Consider the following 18,779-nt stretch of genomic DNA (forward strand, 5'->3'; position numbering starts at 1 on the left):
ACGCAGGATCAATCTACGCCCGCGCTCGATTCGGCTCAAGAGAAATGTAACACAAAAATACACATTAGCAAAAAGCGGTAACGCATTGGGGTGACCACCCAGGCGGGTTGCCCTGCCGCGTTGCCAATGTTGCCCTTGCTGCCGTAAGCAGGGGGCAGGCAGCAGGAGACAGCGATGGCCGGGCAGACAGATACGCTGATTGCCGCGATCCTTGAGGATATCGACGCCGGGCGGCTGGCGCCGGGGCAGGAGATTGACGAGGCCGCATTGGCTGCGCGCCATTCGGTGTCGCGCACCCCGATCCGCGAGGCCTATATCCAGCTCGAAGCCTCTGGCCTGATCCGGCGTCTGCCCCGCAAGGGCGCAGTGCTGTTCAAACCCACGCTGGAGGAATTCCTCGCCATCCAGGAGGTGCATGCGCAGCTGGAGGGGCAGGCGGCGGGGTTGGCCGCGCGGCGGATCTCGCCTGTGTTGCGAGAGCAGTTGCACGCGGTGGTCGCAGCCTGCGAGGCGCATGCGTCGGAAAAGGGCGACGCCGACCCCGATGGGTATTACCAGTTGAACCTGCGGTTTCATGAAACGGTCGCGCTGGGCGCGGCAAATCCGTTTCTGGTCGAAATGATAAAGACCAATGCCCGCAAGCTGATGGCCTATTATCGTGCGCGCTACCGCTATCCCGGTGCCATTGCGCAATCGGCGCTGGAGCATCGCGAGATCGCGACGCTGATCCTGTCGCATGACCGCGACGGTGCCGAGGCCGCGATGCAGGCGCATGTGCTGTTTGATCAGGTCACGGTGATGGATCTGCTGGCCGCCCTTGGCTAGGCGGCGCGCGCAGCCTCGAAAAACCGTGCGATGGCCTCTGCCAGTGCGGGCTGGTCGACCTTCTGCTGCAGGCTCTCTTGCGCGCGGGCGTAGACCTCGGGGCCCATGTCCTGCCGCAGTTCTTCGGTTAGCGCGCTTATGAACGCATGGGTCATTTCCGGGTGATGCTGGCTGGTGGCGATATGGGTGCCGAGGGTGAAACCGGTGTTGTGGCCGTCGCGGGTCATTAACGGGTCGGCCCCTTTCGGCAAGTCGCGCACATATTCCACATGAGAGCCGTAGATCGAGACCACCTCCGGCAGCTCAGCGGCCCACTCCGGGCGCGCAACCAGGTGATTCTCTGTGCGGCCATGCACCCAGCCGCCGGGCAGAGTGTCGACGCGACCACCCAAGGCGAGTGCAATCGCCTGATGGCCGAAACAGGCGCCAAAAAGCGGCAGGCGCAACGCATGCATCTGCCGGATCAGATCCAAAAGACGCGTCACCCACGGCGCGCCGGACCGTGTTGAGGCCGGGCTGCCGGTGATTATCGCGCCGTCATAAGTACTTATATCTTCGGGAAAAATATCGTCCTTCACCGCAAAAACATCACAGGACCAGTGGGGCCGCGCCATCTGCACCAAAGTGGTGAACTTCTCACCATCCATCGGGTGCCTGTGTGCAAAGGCGCTGTCGTCCGTATTGGTCATCAAAATCGCAATGCGCATGTTCAGGCTTCCCATATGCATATTTACAGTGCTTAATAATATACATGTGAAGCAACCCAAAGGAAGCCCCGCCATGACGATCTGGACCCCGACCGATGATGGATACGCGGACCTGTCGAGCCATGACGCCTTTGCCGGTGGTGCGCCGCACAACACCTTTGCCCGGCTCCGGCGTGATGATCCGCTGCATTGGACAGACTACCCGGACGGGCAGAATTTCTGGTCGGTGACGCGCTACGATGACATCACCAAGATGAACAAGAACACAGAGGTGTTCTCCTCGGCGCGCGGCATCCGCATGGAAGACCAGACCTATGAGGAATACCTCGCACGGCGCACCTTTCAGGAAACCGACCCGCCCGAGCATTCACAGGTGCGGATGAAACTGCTGAAGGCGTTCTCCAAAACCACCATGGCGCAATACGAGGACGACATCCGCGACCTCTGCGCCGAAATTCTGGACGCGGCGCTGGCAAAGGGCAGCTTTGACGCCACCAAGGAGATCGCCCGGCAACTGCCGATGCGGATGCTGGGGCGCGTGGTGGGTCTACCGGACGCAGATCTGCCGTGGCTGGTGGAAAAGGGTGACGCACTGATCGCCAATACCGACCCGGATTTCACCTCGCATGTGCTGGATAAAATGGACACGGATGAATTCCGCATGATGCCCTTCAACTCTCCGGCGGGGGCAGAATTATACATCTATGCCAAGGAGTTGATGGAAGCCAAGGAAAAGGCGGGCGACACATCCGGCGTGCTCAACATGATCTTGCAGCCGGCGCGGGATGGATCAGTCATTACCGAGACCGAGTTTCGCAATTTCTTCTGCCTCTTGGTGGCGGCGGGCAATGACACCACGCGTTATTCCATCGCCGCTGGCATTCAAGCGATGTGTCATCAGCCGGAGCTTTTGGCGCAGATGCAGGCGGGTGGCGATGTCTGGGAGACGGCGGCGGATGAGATCATCCGCTGGGCGACGCCCGCGCTCTATTTCCGCCGCACCGCGACGCAGGATGTAGAGATGCACGGCAAGACCATCCGCGAAGGCGACAAGGTGCTCTATTGGTTTGCCTCGGCCAATCGCGACGACAGCTATTTTGACGACCCGTTCCGGGTGAACCTGATGCGCAATCCAAACCGGCACCTGTCCTTTGGCCAGTTTGGTCCGCATGTCTGCCTTGGCATGTGGCTGGCGCGGCTGGAGGTCACCGTGCTGTTTCAGGAGCTTGCCAAGCGGATCAAGTCCATCGAGCCAGCCGGTGCCCATAAATTCCTGCGCTCGAATTTCGTCGGCGGCATCAAGGAATTGCCGGTTCGGGTGGAAGCCGCGTAGGCTCAAGCTCGTCAGGTTGAAACTGGGTCGCCCGGGCGAAGAGCCCGGGCAGCGCCCGACCCTCCCCCCAGGGAGGGCGCTTTTGCGCCCACCCTAGGATCGGGCGCTGCCCTTACGTGGGCGCGTTCCGCAGATCCCAAGGCCAAGACGCACGCCAAAGATGCGCAGGCCGCCAACAGGAAAGGAAGCCAAATGAAAACCCGCCTGCGCGCGCTTTTCTGCGACCATCTCAGTATCATGCGCGGAAAATACCTGCCGCATTCCAAGATCGGAGACGATGACACCCGGTTCTGCCGCTCCGTCTTTGGCACCCATTATGACCGCGATCTGCTGGACGCGCCGGGGTCGATGGTGAAACAGGGCCTGCCGGATATGGAACTGCGCTGGCGCGGCGAGGAGATCCGCGACAGCTGGCATGCCTCGACCAAGATCGTGCTGGGCGATCTCTATGATGATGCGGGCGCGCCGCTCACGCTCTGTCCGCGGGGGGCGCTGAAACGCGCGGTGGCGGATTGGCAGGCCAAGGGGCTTTCGCCAAAAATTGGCATCGAGCTGGAGGCCTTTGCCCTGCAACCCGATGATTACGGGCGGCTGGTGCCCTATGATGCGCCGGGCGGCGTGGTCTATGGCACCGGACCTTTTGCCGACCCGCTGCGGTTCAACGACCGGATCTGGGCGATGGCGGATGAGATGGGCTTCTCGCTCGATATGATCACCGCCGAGTTTGACAGCCCGCAGTTTGAATACACGCTGACCTTTGACGATGCCGTCAAAGCGGTCGATGACATCGTGCTGTTTCGCCTGATGGCGCGGGAGATTGCGCTGGAATACGGGATCGTCCTGACCTTCATGCCCAAGCCGGTGGCACAGGCCGGTGGCTCGGGCATGCATGTGAACCTGTCGTTTGCGGATGAGGCCGGGGGCAATGCGCTTTCGTCCGGACCCAAAGGTGGGCCGGAGCATATGAATGATCTGGCGCGCGGCTGCCTTGCCGGGTTTCTGCATCACCACAAGGGTCTGGCCGGTCTGATCGCGCCCACCGCCAACAGCTACATGCGCTTGCAGCCGGGGAGCCTGTCGGGCTTCTGGCAGAACTGGGGCGGCGATCATCGCAATGTCACCACGCGGATCAGTTCCGAGGGCGGTGCCAAGGCACGGCTGGAGCATCGGATGGCGGATGCCTCGTCGAACCCTTACACCACGGTGGCGGCGCTGTTGCAGGCGGCACGGCTTGGGGTGGAGAACGGCTATGAACTGGGGCCGATGGAAACCGGCGACGGGTTCGATCGCACGGATACTCGCGAAAGCACCGCAATGACGCTGAAGGGCGCGGTGGCGGATCTGGAGAAGGACGTCGCGCTGACGCAGGCGGTGGGCGCAGATCTGGTCGCCAATCACGTCTACATGAAACAAAAAGAGGTCCGCAAAACCCGTGATCTGGAAGGCGACGCCCTGCGCGATTTCTACGTGCATTTTGTCTGACGGATTGTCTGAACTGGGACACAGATGATGGTCGATGCGCAGGCCCGCTGCGGCCTGCGCTTGCTTTTGCATCGAAGACCGCGCCAGAGTGACGGCATAATCAACTCAGGCGAAACGAGCAGAACATGTCTGATACAGAAGTGGCACCGCATGATGCGGGCCCGGTGGTGACGCAGGAGGTCGCAGCGACCTGCCTTGGCGTGAAGGTGCCGCAGTCGTCCTTTTTGACCGAGACGCGGATCAATCGGATCAATGCGGCGCGCTATGAGGGTCAGGAAATTGCCGGCGCGCTGCATGTGGTGCGCGAAGACGACCGGGTGCTGGAGGTTGGCGCAGGCCTTGGCGTGGTGGGGGCGGTGATCGCAACCAACGCCAAGCCCGAAAAGGTGCTGGCGTTCGAGGCCAACCCGGAGCTGGTGCCCGTCATCCGCGCCTTGCACCAGATGAATGATCTTGGCGATCGGGTGGAGCTGCGCAATCAGGTGCTCTTTGCCGGTACGGACCGACCCGACAGTATGGACTTCCACCTGCGCAACAGCTTTCTCGGCTCTTCGCTGCTGAACGAGGGCGGGCGCCCGTCGCGCGTGGTGCAGGTCCCCACCGTCGATCTGGCCGAGGTCGTTGCCGAGCTGACCCCCACCGTCTTGGTAATGGACATCGAGGGCGGCGAGCTGGCGCTGCTGGAAGCGATGGACCTCAGCCCCTTCCGGGCCATCGTGATCGAATTCCACCCGGAGGCCTATGAGGTCAAGGGCATGCGCCGCTGCAAGACCATCCTGCGCGAGGCGGGGTTTCAGAAGGTCGAAGAGGTCTCCAGCCGCACGGTCTGGACCTGCACCCGCGCGGAGACGCCGAGCTGATCGCCGTCCCCGCCTGGGGTCGGAAAGGCCCGCCTTAGCGCTGGATCACCCCGGTGGCGATCCAGCGGTCAAACTGCGCCAGCACGGCCTCTGTAAAGGGGGCGTCGTTGATGTGGCAGGCCAGCTCCTGCAGGTCGACTGTGTCGGGCACCGTGCGGCGAATCTCGTCACAAAAGGCGGCCAGCCCGTCGGCGTCATGCAGATCTCCGCCGCTGCGATCCCATTCATTGCAGCCTTCGGTGGGAAGAAAGAAGGCAACGGGGGCTTTGGCACCTGACAGTTTCTCGCAGATCGCCCGGGCCACCGTGCGGCGCTCCTCTGTCGAGAGCATGGCAGAGGTCAGCAGGCGGTTGTGGGCGTGGCACTCCCGCCCCTGAAGCGGCGCAGGCACGCCCTGCCAGCCGACAAAATCCACCAGATCGTAGCAGCCCGGCGCGATCATCTGCGGCACGCCCGCCCGGCCCGCATGGGTCATACGCCCCTCACCGGCCGAGAGCCCGCCAAACAGATGATTGCTCACCTCTTGCGGGGCAAAATCCATCACCGCGGCAAAGGCACCATCGCCGGCAAGGCTCTCAAACGCGCGTCCGCCCATGCCGGTGGCATGAAACACCGCCACATCAAACCCGCGCCGTTCAAGCTCCGGTTTCAGAGTCACCATGTAGCGCAGCACCGTCTTGCCAAAAGACGTCATCCCGATCATCGGCCGCGTGAACGTCGGTGCCTCCACCGCGCGGGCGGCGCCCAGCACTGCACCCGCCGCCTGACTGAGCGATGCCTTGCAGATGTCATTCAATCCATAAAGCCCGCCGGCCCAGAGGATCATCTGCACATCCGCCGGAATGCGATCTGGCGGCAGCAGCGGCGAAAACGCCACGGTAGAGACCACATATTTCGGCACCCCAAGCGGCAATGCCCCGCAGAGATCCAGCGCCAGATCGGTGCCCATGGTGCCGCCCAGCACGATCACGCCATGAATGCGCCCCTCCCGCCACAGGTCCAGCGCAAGCCGGGCCGATCCCGCCCCCATGATCTGCATCGCGGTATTTTCATCGCCGCTGTCGATGGCCGCCTGAATGGAGCTGCCTGCCGCCGCGGCCACCTCGTGTTTGGAGACATCCGTGGGAAGCTTTGGATCGCCCAGAACACTCACGTCCATGCTAAGCACCTGACCGCCCTGTCCCCGGATCACCTCCGACAGATAGGACAGCTCATCATCCTTGGTGTCCCAGGTCCCGGCCACAAGGATCGTCTTTTCACCGCTCATCTTATCCTCCCCTCAGGCGCCTCCCGCGCCCGTCTTCATCTTCTTCCAAATATCCCCGCCGGAGGCCGCGCGGTCCGGGCGCAGCCAGGACCGCGCTCCCGTCAAAGCTGAATCCAGGCGGTTTTCAGATCGACGTACTTCTCCAGCGCATGCAGGGATTTGTCGTGACCGTTACCGGACTGGCCAACACCGCCCAAGGGCACCGTATTATCCGCACCGCCATAGGTGTTCACATGCACCACACCGGCGCGTATGCCTGCCACACAGCGATGCGCCCGCGACAGATCCTGCGTCCAGACCCCGGCGGCAAGGCCATAGTCGGTGGCATTCGCGAGCCGTAGCGCCTCTTCTTCCGTCTCGAACGGGGTCACCGCCAACACAGGCCCAAACACCTCGCGTTGAAACAGACTCGCCTGCTGGGTCACACCGGTCACGACAGTGGGGGCCATGTATGTGCCGCCAGTGTCCTGCAAAATTCGCCCGCCGCCACACAGCACCTCGCCGCCTTCGGCGATAGCGCGCTCCACATGCGCGAGGTTGGCCTCCAGTTGCACCTCAGAATTCACCGCACCGATCTGGGTGCCCAGATCCAACGGATCACCGACCGTCAACGCTTTGGCATGGTCCACCACCCGCGCGACAAATTCATCATGGATCGATGCCTCCACAAGCAGGCGGGAGCCTGCGACACAGACCTGCCCGGAGTTGCGAAAGATCCCCATGGCGGACACCTTGGCGGCGTGGTCCAGATCCTTGGCATTGGCAAAGACGATGTTGGGCGACTTGCCGCCCAGCTCCAGATAGCAGCGTTTGAGGTTGGAACGCGCCGAGGCCTCCAGCAACTGCCGTCCCGTCGCGCCAGAACCGGTAAAGACCATCACGTCCACATCCATATGCTCCGACAGGGCGGCACCTGTCACAGCACCCGGCCCGGTCACAACATTCAGTACGCCATCCGGCAGGCCGCAGTCCGAACAAATCTCTGCCAGCCGAAGCAGCGACAGCGACGCGGTCTCAGCCGGTTTCAGCACCACGGAATTGCCCATCGCGAGCGCGGGCGCCAGTTTCCACGCGCCGATCATCAGCGGGAAGTTCCATGGCACGATCGCGCCCACCACACCGACGGGGGCGCGCTGCACAAGCCCCAGCACATCCGGCGCGGTGGGGGCCACTTCGCCCGCCACCTTGTCCAGCGCCTCGGCGTAGTAGCGAAAGGTCCCGGCTGCAGAGCCAGCCTCGGCCTTCAGCGCCATGTTAAACTCGGTGCCGTTGTCACGCACGCCAAGCACCGTGAGCGCCACAGCCTCGGCCTCGATCCTGTCGGCGATCCTGTGCAGTACTTTTTTGCGCACCGCCGGCGCCAGCCTTGACCAGCGGCCATTCTCGAACGCCCGCCGTGCGGAGGCGACGGCCCGGTCGACATCCGCCGCCGTGGCCGTGGCCAATGTGGTCAGAACAGATCCGTCAATCGGCGAAGTAGTTTCGCGTGGCGTGCCCGAACCTTGCGTCCATGCTCCTTCAAGAAAGAGGTTTTGCGGCGCAATAGCAGTGCGCCGAAGCGTGTTGATGAGGTCTTGGTCTGCCATTCGGCCTCCTTCAGCTCGCGCGCTTCCTTGCGAATGCGAAGGATATGCGTCGCCAGCACGATCAAGATGAGAGTGAACAGGATGAACGCCACCGGGCGGTCAATGAAATCAAAGGGGGTCTTTACCCGCGCCATGGCGGCGCGCAGCTTCACTTCCATGATGCCGCCCAGAACCATGCCGAGGATGATCGGTACGGCGGGCAGTTGCAGGCGCTTGAGGATGAAGCCAAAGAGACCAAAACCTGCCGCAATAAAGCAATCAGTGGCGGAGTTTCTCAGGGAGTAAACGCCCACGAAACTGAGGGTCAGGATGCCCACGCCGAGGAACCGGTTCGGGATACGCACCACCTGAATGAGCGATTTGGTTGCACCCAAGAGGAAGATCAGAACCAGCACGTTAAGGATCAGCAGCGCCAGATAAAGTGCGACGACAAAATCCATCTGGTTCTGGAACAGCCCCGGCCCCGGCACCACGTTGTGCACGTAAAAGACCGACAGCATCATCGCCGTCAGCGCCTCACCCGGAATGCCAAGCGCCAGAAGCGGCACCATGGCGGCGGCGGGCACGGCGTTGTTGGCGGTCTCGGCGGCGATCAGCCCCTCGGAGGAGCCATTGCCAAAATCCTGCGGCCGTTTCGAGGATTTCTGCGCGTAGGTGTAGGACATGAACTGTGCCGTGAACTCACCCACACCGGGGATCATGCCCATGACAACGCCAAACCCCGCCGACACCGAGGCCACGCGCGGGTGGCGCGCCAACTCGCGCAGGCCCTGAAACATGCCGCCGCGCAGCTTGGTGAGGCGGATCTTCTCGTCCTCATCGGTCAGCAGTACAAAGGCCTGCGAGATCGCAAATAGCCCCAGCACAACCACGATGAGGTTGATGCCCGACCCAAGCGCATCCGTGCCAAATGTGTAGCGCTGGGTGTATTTCACCGGCTCCATGCCGATGGTGTTGAGGAATATCCCCAGACAGGCCAGCGCCGCCGCGATCAGCGCCTGACCGCGATGGGCCACCACCACCAGCAACAAACCAAGGAGTGCGGCGAGGAAGATCTCGCGCGCGCCAAACAGCGGCGCGATTTTTGCCAGCACGGGCGCAAAGAGTATCAGGCAGATCACCGAGAACACGCCGCCGAAGAAGCTCGCGGAATAGGCGAGGCTGAGGGCGCGGCGCGGCTCGCCCCGGGCGGTCATCGGGTAGCCGTCATAGGTGGTGAGCGCGTTGACGGCGGTGCCGGGGGTGTTGATCAGGATCGCCGGGATCGCACCGCCATACATCGACGAGCCATAGATGCCCAACAGCACCGTCAGCCCCACGATGGGATCAAGCGAGAAGGTCGCGGGCAGCAGGATCGCGATGGCGACCGCCGGGCCGACCCCGGGGATCGCCCCGATCAGCACACCGCCGACGGAGCCCGCCAGCAGCGCCAGCGCCACGTCCCAGCGCATCAGGATATCGAGGGCAGAAAGGATCAGGTCCATGCGCGCGCGTCTTCCTTGGAAAGAGTCTCAGAGATAGAGGATGGCAAAGCTGCGCCAGGCGTCCGGCAGGTATTCATAAAGCGCCGCCCCGGGGATGCGCACCGCCAGAACCCCCTTGAAGAACAGGACGATGAACACCGCAAACCCGGCACTGATCATCATCATCTGCGGGCTGCGATAGCCCATCCGCCAGGCCAGCAGCGGCACGAACACCAGGGTCACGGGCAGGTAGCCAGCCAGCGGCACCAGCACGACATAGCCCATGAACCACAGCATGTATTCCAGCGCACTGGCCCAGCGCAGCGCCTCGCGCAGGTCGGTGCGTTCAATCCGGCGAAACGGCAGCCGCCACAGGTGCAAGGCGGTGAACAGCACCATGCCGCCCACGCCCACTGCGGGCCAGAACCGTGGCTGGGCAAAGAAATCGGTTTTCTTCACCCAGGCGGTCTGGGTGCCGATCTGCGACAGGAGCAGCACCGAGAGGATGAGGAAAGACAGGACAAACAGAAGCTGTCCCCGGCGCGGGCCGACAAATCTGCGTTCGCGTTCGCTTTGCATGGAAGGTCTCTGGCTGGGAAGGCGGATCGTGTGGGTGCGTTCAGCGCTGCAAAAAATCCGCCGGCTCACATAGGTGACACCGGCGGAAGGCTCGGGGAGGTTACTCCAGTGTTTCGCTGATCCGCGCCATGGTCTCGATGTCATTGGCAACGCGCGCCGCGCTTTCATCGGCGGTCTGCCAGTAGACCAGCGCGCCGGTTTCGGCCGCAACGGCCTGCGCCCGGTCGCTCATCACCGTTTCCTTGGCGACGGCGATGATCTTGTCGCGCACGTCCTGCGGCGTGTCCTTGGTCACGAACAGCCCGTTCCACAGCGCGATATCCAGATCCGGGTTCAGTTCACCAATGGCGGGCGCATCCGGCACCAGCGGGATCCGTTGGTCGGTGATGGAGACCAGCACCTTCACATCGTCCAGGCAGGGCAGGATCAGTTGCAGCGTGGTGTTGATCACATCCGCATCGCCCGACGCCAGCGTGTTGCAATCCAGCGCATCAAAGGCGGCATCCGCGCCCCACTCGAACCCGGCAGATTTGGCATAGGCCTTGGTCACCTGGGTCGGCGTCAGCACATCGCCGAAATGGCCCAGCACCACGTCATTGTCCTGCGCATGCGCCGCCAGTTCCTCCATCGAGGAGTAGGGCGCATCGCCCGAGGTCGCGATCACGAAGGGATAGGTCAGGAAAATCCCCAGCGGGTCGAACTTTGCAGGTGTCAGCGGCGGGATGTCGATCTGGTGGCCCATCACCGGCACGCCGATCACGAAGGAGCCCACGGTGTAGCCATCCGCCGGCGCATTGGCGACCTCGATCGCCCCGGGGAAGGGCCCGCCACCGCCGCCGGGCTTGTTCACCACCGCGGCCGCAACGCCGTATTCCTCCTGGAAATCCTCGGCGATCATGCGGGTCAGCACGTCCTCAAGATCACCCGGGGGCCAGGGCACGATGAAGTTCACGGGCTTTTCCGGGTAGTCCGCAAACGCGGCCCCCGCTGTCAGTGCCAGGCCGGCTGCGGCCACACATCCCTTGAGTACAGATGTCACGGTCATTGGCTGTCTCCCTGTTCGCCATTCGAGTTGCCGTTGGTGAGGTGGCGGCGTTGCTCGCCGCTCGGATGGTGGTTTGATATATGAACCACTGGTTTGAATTTAGATTGACAGCCATGGGGCAGATCTGTCAACAAAAATGAAAGGGCGCGGATCTCTCGGGGTCGCAAGCGCTGTGTTTTCCGGCAGACAGGGACCTGTGACACCCATGGGAACAACCACCAAAGCCTTGAGTTTGCTCACCCATTTCAACCATGGGCGGCTGGAGATCGGCTTGAGCGACCTCACCCGGCTGTCGGGGATGAACAAGGCCACCGTCTATCGCCTGATGAGCGAATTGCAGGAGGTGGGATTCGTCGAGCAGGTGGATGGCGCGCGCTCCTATCGTCTGGGGCCGCAGGTTTTGCGGCTGGCGGCGCTGCGCGAAGCCAGCGTGCCGATTCTGTCGGCCTCGCGCCGGGTGCTGCGGGAATTGTCCGAGGAAACCGGCGAAACCACCCACCTGTCGCTGTTGCAGGGCGATCAGCTGGCCTCGCTCAGCCACGCCTATGCGCCGCAACATGCCACCAAGGTGATGATGGAAGACGCCGAGGTGCTGACCTTTCACGGCACCGCCTCGGGGCTTGCGGTGCTGGGCTTTGCCGAGCCGGGCTTTGTCGAACGTGTGCTCAGCGCGCCGCTGGCCGCCCGCACGGCCCAGACCGAGACCGATCCGGGCGCGATCCGGGCGCTGATAGCCGAGGTGCAGGCGACAGGCATGGCGCAATCCGTCGGCGGGTTCGAGGCGGAGGTGCATTCCCACGCGGTGCCGATCTTCGGCCCCGACCGCGCGGTGATGGGGGCCCTGGCCGTGGCCGCGCCAACCTCGCGGATGACTGACAACCAACGGATTGCGATCCCGCGCGCCTTGCGCGCCGCGGGGCTTGCCCTCACCGAACGCATCGGCGGCGCCTGTCCGCCCGAGTTCCCCACCGACATCGCGGCCTGACCCGCCGCGCCGCGACAAGGAGACCGACCATGACCGCACATCAGCCCGACGCCAACTTCCTGAAGGAACACAACGCCCGGAGCCTCTGGCATCCGATGGCGCATCCCGGCGACAGCCTCGCCAACCCGCCGACTATCGTGACAGGCGCCTCCGGCGTGCGCATCAAGGATGTGGACGGGCACGAGGTGGTCGACGCCGTGGGCGGCCTGTGGAACGTGAACCTCGGGTTTTCCTGCCAGCCCGTAAAGGACGCCATCGCCGCGCAGCTGGACGTGCTGCCCTACTACTCGATCTTTCGCGGCACCACCAACGATCAGGTCATCCAGCTGGCTGAAGAGCTGCGAGACTTTTTCGCCCCCGACGGCCTCAGCCGCGCGTTTTTCACCTCGGGCGGATCCGATTCGGTGGAAACCGCCCTGCGGTTGGCGCGGCAGTATCACAAGGTACGTGGCGAGCCGTCCCGGGTGAAATATCTGAGCCTGAAGAAGGGCTACCACGGCACCCATTTTGGCGGTGCCTCGGTCAATGGCAACGCCAACTTCCGCACTGCCTATGAGCCATTGCTGGCCGGCTGCCACCACATCCCGGCCCCCTATACCTATCGCAATCCGTTTAATGAAACGGACCCGGAGCGGCTGGCGCAACTGTGCCTCGCGGCGCTGGAGGACGAGATCGCCTTTCAGGGGGCTGGCACCATCGCGGCCTTCATCATGGAGCCGATCCTGGGCGCAGGGGGCGTGATCCCGCCACATGAGAGCTTCATGCCCGGGGTGGCCGAGATCTGCCGCAAGCATGGTATCTTGCTGATCGCGGATGAGGTCATCACCGCCTTTGGCCGCTGCGGCTCGTGGAGCGGATCACGCCATTGGGGCGTGCAGCCGGATATGATGTGTACCGCCAAGGCGATCACCAATGGCTATTTCCCCTTCGGGGCGCTGATGATTTCTGAGCGGTTGGTCGAGGTGTTCGAAAAGGATGAGAGTGGCAAGGCCGCGATCGGCCATGGCTACACCTATTCCGGCCACCCGGTGGGCGCGGCGGCGGCGCTGGCCTGTCTGGCGGAGACCAAGCGCCTCGATGTGCCCACAAATGCGGCGGCGCGCGGTGCGCAGATCTGCGCGGGGCTCCAGGATCTGCAAGAGCGCTACAGCCTGATCGGCGATGTGCGTGGGGGCCACGGGCTGATGAGCGCGTTGGAACTGGTCAGCGACCGCACGACCAAGGCGGCCATCGACAAGAAGACCATCAACACCGTTCAGGAGGTCGCCTATCAGAACGGCGCCATGGTGCGGGTCAGCGGGCCCAACATCATCCTGTCGCCGCCGCTGGTCCTGACCGAAGCGGATGCCGCGCAGATCCTGTCGGCGCTGGACGCGGGCTTTGCGGCGGTGAGCGGCTAGGACCTGCTGACAGGCTGTCTGGCAGGCAGCCCCGTAACAGGTCTGCGGTGGATCGTTCCCCGTTGCGAAGGGCGCTGATGCGCCGGGCCGTGAGGTCCGGCGCCCGGCCCAACGGGAGCGGATCTGCCCTGCAGATCCGGCGACGGGCGGGAGCCTCCCCGTCTCTATCTCACCGAGAGGGCCTGTCGGATCAGTCGCGGGTCGCTGCGGCGCGGATCTTGCGGATATTGTCACCGTACACCTGCGGCGCCTCGACGGAGCCGCCGCGGAATACGGCAGAACCCGCCACCAGAACATCGGCCCCGGCTTCGGCCACCAGCGGCGCGGTGGTCGGGTCAACACCGCCGTCGATCTCGATATGCACCGGACGGTCCCCGATCATGTCCCGCAGGGCACGGATCTTGCCTGTCATGTCGATGAACTTCTGGCCGCCAAAGCCCGGGTTCACGGTCATCACGCAGATCAGATCGGTGAGGTCCAGCAAATGCGCAACGGCTTCTGCCGGGGTGCCGGGGTTCAGCGCGATACCGGCCCTCATGCCCGCGGCCCGGATGGCTTGCAGGGTGCGGTGAATATGCGGGCCGGCCTCCACATGCGCGGTCAGCACATCCGCCCCGGCATCCGCATAGGCGTCGATATAGGGATCGACCGGCGCGATCATCAGATGCACGTCCATCACCGTCTTGACGTGCGGGCGAAAGGCTTTGACCGCCGCCGGACCAAAGGTGAGGTTGGGCACGAAGTGACCGTCCATCACATCCACATGCACCCAGTCCGCGCCCTGGGCCTCGATGGCCTGAATTTCCTGCCCGAAGTTGGCGAAATCCGCCGATAGGATGGACGGGGCGATCTTGATGGAGCGGTCAAACGACATCGGCGGGGTCCCTTGTGAGAAACGGTGTGAGTGTGATCGCCGACCGTATAGACCGAAACACAGGATGTGCACAGGCCCTGTTTCCCACCCGCGCGATCGACGCGGACAGAGGCGGGCGGCGAAGGGGGCATCCCCGCAAATCCGCGGGGTTTACAAAACTTTTACCCTCCTGACACAAATGATTTGGTGATTATGCGTAGGCAGTCGCGGAACCAAAGGGGGCCGCCACGTGCTGCGCATCGACAAACTGACCAAGAGATTCGGCGACAAGACGGCTGTCGAGGCCGCCACGCTCGAAATCGACAAACCCTGCATGCTGGGCATCATCGGACGCTCTGGCGCAGGCAAATCCACCCTGCTGCGGATGATCAACCGTCTGGGCGACGCCTCCGAGGGCTCGATCAGCTTTGAGGGCCGCGAGATCACCACCCTGAAGGGCACGGACAAACGCGCATGGCAGTCCGAATGCGCGATGATCTTTCAGCAGTTCAACCTGGTGCCACGTATGGATGTGGTCTCCAACGTCCTGCACGGCACGCTGAACCGGCGCTCGACGCTGGCGACCATGTTCAACCTCTATCCGATGGCGGACATCCACAAGGCGATCGAGATTCTGGATCGCCTGGGTATCGCCGAACATGCGCCCAAGCGGGCCGAGGCGCTCTCGGGTGGGCAGCAGCAGCGTGTGGCGATTGCCCGCGCGCTGATGCAGGACCCCAAGATCATCCTCGCCGACGAGCCGATCGCCTCGCTCGACCCGATGAACGCCCAAACCGTGATGGAGGCCCTGCGCCGCATCCACGAGGAAGACGGCCGCACCGTCATCGCCAACCTGCACACGCTGGATACCGCGCGCCGCTACTGCGACCGGGTTGTCGGCATGCGCGACGGGCGCATCGTCTTTGACGGCCTGCCGGAGCAGCTGACCACCGGCGTTGCCCGCGAAATCTATGGCGCTGGCGCGGATTTCTCCGAAGCCGCCACCTCCACCGCGATCGAAACACTGGACCAGACCGAGGCCGTGCGCACGGCAGAGGCCTACGTCTGATCCTCCCCCCTTTCATCATCCCGGGGCCGGTGTGGTCCCGGGCCAACCAACAACCGGAGTGTTCCACGATGAAAAAACTGATCCTTGCCGCACTGGCCACCACCGCCCTGACCTCCCCGGTCCTGGCAGACGAGATTTCTGAATTCCGCATCGGCATCCTCGGCGGCGAAAACGCCCAGGACCGTCTGAACTCCAACGAGTGCCTGCGCGCCAAGACCGAAGAGCTGCTGGGTGTCGAAACCAAGCTGTTCGCCCCTGCCGACTACAACGGCGTGATCCAGGGTCTGCTGGGCGGCACCATCGACATGGCCTGGCTGGGCGCATCCGGCTACGCAAAGACCTATCTCTCCGACCCCGAAGCGGTTGAGCCGGTTCTGGTCAAGGTCAACGTCGACGGCGGCTACGGCTACTACTCGGTTGGTTTTGCCCGCAAAGACAGCGGCATCGAGGCACTGGAAGACGTCAAGGGCAAGGTCTTTGGCTTTGGTGATCCGAACTCCACCTCCGGCTACCTGATCCCCTCCATCGAGATCCCGCAGGCCACCGGCTCCACCATGCAGTCCGGCGACTACTTCGGCGAAGTGAAATTCACCGGCGGCCACGAGCAGACCATCGTTGCGGTTGCAAACGGCGACATCGACGCCGGCGTGACCTGGGCCGACGGTCTGGGCAACTGGGAAGACGGCTACAACTCCGGCGCCCTGCGCAAGGCGGTTGACGCTGGTCTCATCGACATGAACGATCTGGTCCAGATCTGGCAGTCCAAGCCGATCCCCGAAGGCCCGGTTGTGCTGCGCAAAGCCCTGCCCGAGGACGTCAAGGTCAAGATGACCGCGCTGATGGCCTCCATGCCGGCGATGGACTACGACTGCTACTACTCCGTGGCGGCGGGCGACTCCAAAGGCTTCCAGCCGATTTCCCACGACGCTTACGAAGTCATCATCGAAGCCCGCAAGCTGAAGTCCAACTAAGCGCGCGCTTTTATGTCTTCGCGGGGTTCGGGCCGGTGCCCGGGCCCCGCATTCGTGGCCCGGGCCCGCGTGTGCCACCCCGTGCCACCCCCAATGACTCAGGAAGAATTCAATGGCTGATCTGACCGCTCAGGCCCCCGGATCGGTGGCTGAGATCAAGGCGCAATACGCCGATCTCACCCGTCGCAAGCGTATCTATGGCGGCATCCTTCTGGCCCTGTTCATCGCGCTGATGGTGGCGGGGTTCCGCACCGCCGACGACCGCAATGCAGGCTCCTTTGCCGATGGCTACCAGCGCATCTTCGACTACCCGGCCGAGGTGCTGTCGGAAGCGGCGGAGAAGGCGGTTGAGCTGCCCGCCCATGTGGTCCATTTCTTCCCGGCCCTGATCGAGACCGTGAACATCGCCGGCGCGGCGACCCTGATCGGTGCCATCTTCGGCACGCTCCTGTCGCTTTTGTCGACCCGCGGCATGGCCCCGTGGCCCGCATTGATTCCGCTGTTCCGCCGCATCATGGACATCTGCCGCGCGATCCCGGAAATCGTGATCGCCCTGGTGCTGATCTTCCTTTTGGGCGGCGGCCCGGTGCCGGCGATGATCGCCATTGCGATCCATACCGCGGGCGCCCTGGGCAAGCTGTTCTCCGAGGTCAACGAAAACGCTTCGCTCAAACCCGTCGAGGGGCTGAATTCCACCGGCGCCTCCTGGGCGCAACGCATGTGGCTTGGGGTGATCCCGCAGGTGGGGCCGAACTATGTGTCCTATGCGCTGTTGCGCTTTGAGATCAACATTCGCGCCTCTGCGATCCTCGGTTTTGTCGGCGCAGGCGGCATCGGCTACGAGCTCAAGAACTCCATGTCCTGGGGGCAGGGCAAATACGACGAGGCGGCGGCGATCTTCATTCTGCTGTTTGTGACCATTGTTGTGGTGGACCAGATCTCTGGCGCGCTGCGTGACCGTCTGACCCACGGCAACCGGAAAGGGGCCTGAGACATGAGCACCATGGACCTCAACACCGCGCCCCTCAAAGGGCAGATGGACAAGCTGTTTTTCAAGAAACGGCTGATGAACTTCGGCATTCCGGCCGTGATCCTGGCCTATCTCACCTATGTGTTCTTTGCCTTTGACGTGCCGGGCCTGTGGGAACGCGCGTCGATGGACAATGCCCGCACGCTGGTGTCTGACACCTATAGTTATAAAACCCATGTGACCCGCGACAATCGCACGGGCGATGTGACCTATGCCGTCGAGGGCGAGCGCAAGGGCGAATACCCCGAGGGCATGAGCCCCGACTGGGTCACCCCCGGCGAGACCACGATCGTGGATCTGACGGGCGGACATGTGGTGCGCTTTGGGCCCGAGACCATCGAGTATGATATTCCGGGCTATGGTCTGGTCTCTGCCACGCCATCGCGCAGCCAGGGTGTGCAGGCTGTCCTGCCCGAAGGCGACGTGCCCGAATGGATCAACCTGTCGAAGAACCGTCTGGCGATCACCACCGATGCAGGCCGCCTGACCGTGACCCGCAACCGCGCCGAAGTGTTCCGCTACTTTGTCGGCTGGGAGCTGTTCTTCTTTACCCTCGACAGCCCTTATCACGGTCTGAACCCGTTTGAACTGACAGGCCGTGCAGTGTCTGGCGAGGCCGGGGCGATCTGGAATGACTTCTGGAACAACAAGATGTGGCGCCACGGCGATGTGGCCTGGGCCATTGGCGAGACCATTCTGATGGCCTTCCTCGGCACCTTTGGTGCGGGTCTGGTGGCGTTGCCGCTGGCCTTCCTTGGGACGCGTAACTTCATGCCCGTGCGGGTGATCCGCTTTGCGGCGCGGCGGTTCTTTGACTTTGTCCGCGGGGTCGACTCGCTCATCTGGACCGTGGTTCTGGCCCGCGCCTTCGGGCCCGGCCCGCTGACCGGCGCGCTGGCGATCCTGATCACGGACACCGGCACCTTTGGCAAGATCTTCTCCGAGGCGCTGGAAAACGTCGATGAGAAGCAGATCGAAGGGGTGTCCTCCACCGGGGCCAAGCCGATCCAGCGCTACCGCTTTGGGGTGATCCCGCAGATCACGCCGGTTCTGCTGTCGCAGCTGTTGTACTTCCTCGAGTCCAACACGCGGTCGGCCACCATCATCGGGGCCATCACCGGCGGCGGTATCGGCCTGTTGCTGACGCAGGCGATCATCACCCAGAAGGACTGGGAAGAGGTCTCCTATTATATCGTGCTGATCATCGTCATGGTGATGTTCATGGACTGGTTCTCCGGCTGGCTGCGCAAGCGTCTGATCAGCGGGGACGAAGGCGGCCACTAAAGGCGCGCCGCCGATACCGACGCCTCTTTCAAAAGACCCC

At 63.3% G+C, this 18,779-nt stretch carries 17 protein-coding genes; 10 read left to right on the top strand and 7 right to left on the bottom strand.

Translation table 11 applies throughout. The annotated features are described in order from the left end of the window. Window positions 1-174 precede the first annotated feature (174 nt). A complete protein-coding gene (locus MHM97_RS01575) occupies window positions 175-825 on the top strand; it encodes a GntR family transcriptional regulator (RefSeq protein WP_239318844.1) in 651 nt (216 codons plus the stop codon). On the opposite strand, the gene MHM97_RS01580 is transcribed toward MHM97_RS01575, so the two are convergent. After that, window positions 822-1,532, bottom strand: coding sequence for a type 1 glutamine amidotransferase (locus MHM97_RS01580; protein WP_239318846.1), 711 nt, complete (start codon window positions 1,530-1,532; stop codon window positions 822-824). The two genes, MHM97_RS01575 and MHM97_RS01580, sit on opposite strands and share 4 nt — an antisense overlap. Window positions 1,533-1,605: 73 nt before the next feature. Here MHM97_RS01580 and MHM97_RS01585 point away from each other — a divergent pair, with 73 nt between their 5' ends. The 3 genes from MHM97_RS01585 to MHM97_RS01595 all read left to right on the top strand — a co-directional run bounded on the left by MHM97_RS01585 (window position 1,606) and on the right by MHM97_RS01595 (window position 5,207). Next, window positions 1,606-2,865, top strand: coding sequence for a cytochrome P450 (locus MHM97_RS01585; RefSeq protein ID WP_239318847.1), 1,260 nt, complete (start codon window positions 1,606-1,608; stop codon window positions 2,863-2,865). A gap of 192 nt (window positions 2,866-3,057) precedes the next feature. After that, window positions 3,058-4,347, top strand: a complete 1,290-nt coding sequence (locus tag MHM97_RS01590) for a glutamine synthetase family protein (RefSeq protein WP_239318848.1) — start codon at window positions 3,058-3,060, stop codon at window positions 4,345-4,347. Window positions 4,348-4,472: 125 nt separating this feature from the next. Continuing rightward, window positions 4,473-5,207 (top strand): FkbM family methyltransferase, encoded by a 735-nt coding sequence (locus tag MHM97_RS01595; RefSeq protein WP_239318849.1) that lies wholly within the window; start codon window positions 4,473-4,475, stop codon window positions 5,205-5,207. A gap of 34 nt (window positions 5,208-5,241) precedes the next feature. Here MHM97_RS01595 and MHM97_RS01600 read toward each other — a convergent pair whose 3' ends face one another. From MHM97_RS01600 to MHM97_RS01620, 5 genes are all read right to left on the bottom strand, one after another. Next, entirely contained in the window at window positions 5,242-6,474 is a 1,233-nt protein-coding gene (locus tag MHM97_RS01600) for a Tm-1-like ATP-binding domain-containing protein (RefSeq protein WP_239318850.1), read from the bottom strand. 101 nt (window positions 6,475-6,575) lie between these two features. Further along, a complete protein-coding gene (locus MHM97_RS01605) occupies window positions 6,576-8,018 on the bottom strand; it encodes an aldehyde dehydrogenase family protein (RefSeq protein ID WP_239319207.1) in 1,443 nt (480 codons plus the stop codon). Further along, on the bottom strand, window positions 7,925-9,544 hold the full coding sequence (locus tag MHM97_RS01610) for a tripartite tricarboxylate transporter permease (RefSeq protein WP_239318851.1): 1,620 nt from the start codon (window positions 9,542-9,544) through the stop codon (window positions 7,925-7,927). The genes MHM97_RS01605 and MHM97_RS01610 overlap by 94 nt, the downstream gene beginning before the upstream one ends. Window positions 9,545-9,571: 27 nt before the next feature. Further along, window positions 9,572-10,102, bottom strand: coding sequence for a tripartite tricarboxylate transporter TctB family protein (locus MHM97_RS01615; RefSeq protein ID WP_239318852.1), 531 nt, complete (start codon window positions 10,100-10,102; stop codon window positions 9,572-9,574). 100 nt (window positions 10,103-10,202) lie between these two features. Next, the gene (locus MHM97_RS01620; RefSeq protein WP_239318854.1) at window positions 10,203-11,147 is read right to left on the bottom strand and encodes a tripartite tricarboxylate transporter substrate binding protein; all 945 of its coding nucleotides are present in this window, start codon (window positions 11,145-11,147) and stop codon (window positions 10,203-10,205) included. 205 nt (window positions 11,148-11,352) lie between these two features. Here MHM97_RS01620 and MHM97_RS01625 point away from each other — a divergent pair, with 205 nt between their 5' ends. Next, window positions 11,353-12,132, top strand: coding sequence for an IclR family transcriptional regulator (locus MHM97_RS01625; protein ID WP_239318856.1), 780 nt, complete (start codon window positions 11,353-11,355; stop codon window positions 12,130-12,132). Between the two features lie 29 nt (window positions 12,133-12,161). Then, window positions 12,162-13,532: an aspartate aminotransferase family protein gene (locus MHM97_RS01630; RefSeq protein WP_239318857.1), complete on the top strand. Its 1,371-nt coding sequence runs from the start codon at window positions 12,162-12,164 to the stop codon at window positions 13,530-13,532. Between the two features lie 190 nt (window positions 13,533-13,722). Here MHM97_RS01630 and rpe read toward each other — a convergent pair whose 3' ends face one another. Beyond that, window positions 13,723-14,406: a ribulose-phosphate 3-epimerase gene (gene rpe / locus MHM97_RS01635; protein WP_239318858.1), complete on the bottom strand. Its 684-nt coding sequence runs from the start codon at window positions 14,404-14,406 to the stop codon at window positions 13,723-13,725. A gap of 229 nt (window positions 14,407-14,635) precedes the next feature. Here rpe and phnC point away from each other — a divergent pair, with 229 nt between their 5' ends. From phnC to phnE (MHM97_RS01655), 4 genes are all read left to right on the top strand, one after another. Next, window positions 14,636-15,454 (top strand): phosphonate ABC transporter ATP-binding protein, encoded by an 819-nt coding sequence (gene phnC / locus MHM97_RS01640; RefSeq protein WP_239318859.1) that lies wholly within the window; start codon window positions 14,636-14,638, stop codon window positions 15,452-15,454. A gap of 68 nt (window positions 15,455-15,522) precedes the next feature. Continuing rightward, complete coding sequence (phnD, locus tag MHM97_RS01645) at window positions 15,523-16,425, top strand: phosphonate ABC transporter substrate-binding protein (protein ID WP_239318861.1); 903 nt, start codon at window positions 15,523-15,525, stop codon at window positions 16,423-16,425. A 112-nt stretch (window positions 16,426-16,537) separates the two neighbouring features. Continuing rightward, window positions 16,538-17,416 carry a phosphonate ABC transporter, permease protein PhnE gene (gene phnE, locus MHM97_RS01650; RefSeq protein ID WP_239318864.1) on the top strand — a complete coding sequence of 293 codons (879 nt, stop codon included), beginning with the start codon at window positions 16,538-16,540 and terminating at the stop codon, window positions 17,414-17,416. Window positions 17,417-17,419: 3 nt separating this feature from the next. Beyond that, window positions 17,420-18,739 (top strand): phosphonate ABC transporter, permease protein PhnE, encoded by a 1,320-nt coding sequence (gene phnE / locus MHM97_RS01655; RefSeq protein WP_239318865.1) that lies wholly within the window; start codon window positions 17,420-17,422, stop codon window positions 18,737-18,739. Window positions 18,740-18,779 lie beyond the last annotated feature (40 nt).

It is taken from the genome of Epibacterium sp. Ofav1-8 (assembly GCF_022348185.1).
Classification (GTDB): domain Bacteria; phylum Pseudomonadota; class Alphaproteobacteria; order Rhodobacterales; family Rhodobacteraceae; genus Epibacterium.

Coding starts and splice junctions, on each gene's coding strand:
- MHM97_RS01575 (WP_239318844.1), top strand. CDS start 175: ATGGCCGGGCAGACAGATACGCTGATTGCCGCGATCCTTGAGGATATC.
- MHM97_RS01580 (WP_239318846.1), bottom strand. CDS start 1,532: ATGCGCATTGCGATTTTGATGACCAATACGGACGACAGCGCCTTTGCA.
- MHM97_RS01585 (WP_239318847.1), top strand. CDS start 1,606: ATGACGATCTGGACCCCGACCGATGATGGATACGCGGACCTGTCGAGC.
- MHM97_RS01590 (WP_239318848.1), top strand. CDS start 3,058: ATGAAAACCCGCCTGCGCGCGCTTTTCTGCGACCATCTCAGTATCATG.
- MHM97_RS01595 (WP_239318849.1), top strand. CDS start 4,473: ATGTCTGATACAGAAGTGGCACCGCATGATGCGGGCCCGGTGGTGACG.
- MHM97_RS01600 (WP_239318850.1), bottom strand. CDS start 6,474: ATGAGCGGTGAAAAGACGATCCTTGTGGCCGGGACCTGGGACACCAAG.
- MHM97_RS01610 (WP_239318851.1), bottom strand. CDS start 9,544: ATGGACCTGATCCTTTCTGCCCTCGATATCCTGATGCGCTGGGACGTG.
- MHM97_RS01615 (WP_239318852.1), bottom strand. CDS start 10,102: ATGCAAAGCGAACGCGAACGCAGATTTGTCGGCCCGCGCCGGGGACAG.
- MHM97_RS01620 (WP_239318854.1), bottom strand. CDS start 11,147: ATGACCGTGACATCTGTACTCAAGGGATGTGTGGCCGCAGCCGGCCTG.
- MHM97_RS01625 (WP_239318856.1), top strand. CDS start 11,353: ATGGGAACAACCACCAAAGCCTTGAGTTTGCTCACCCATTTCAACCAT.
- MHM97_RS01630 (WP_239318857.1), top strand. CDS start 12,162: ATGACCGCACATCAGCCCGACGCCAACTTCCTGAAGGAACACAACGCC.
- rpe (WP_239318858.1), bottom strand. CDS start 14,406: ATGTCGTTTGACCGCTCCATCAAGATCGCCCCGTCCATCCTATCGGCG.
- phnD (WP_239318861.1), top strand. CDS start 15,523: ATGAAAAAACTGATCCTTGCCGCACTGGCCACCACCGCCCTGACCTCC.
- phnE (WP_239318864.1), top strand. CDS start 16,538: ATGGCTGATCTGACCGCTCAGGCCCCCGGATCGGTGGCTGAGATCAAG.
- phnE (WP_239318865.1), top strand. CDS start 17,420: ATGAGCACCATGGACCTCAACACCGCGCCCCTCAAAGGGCAGATGGAC.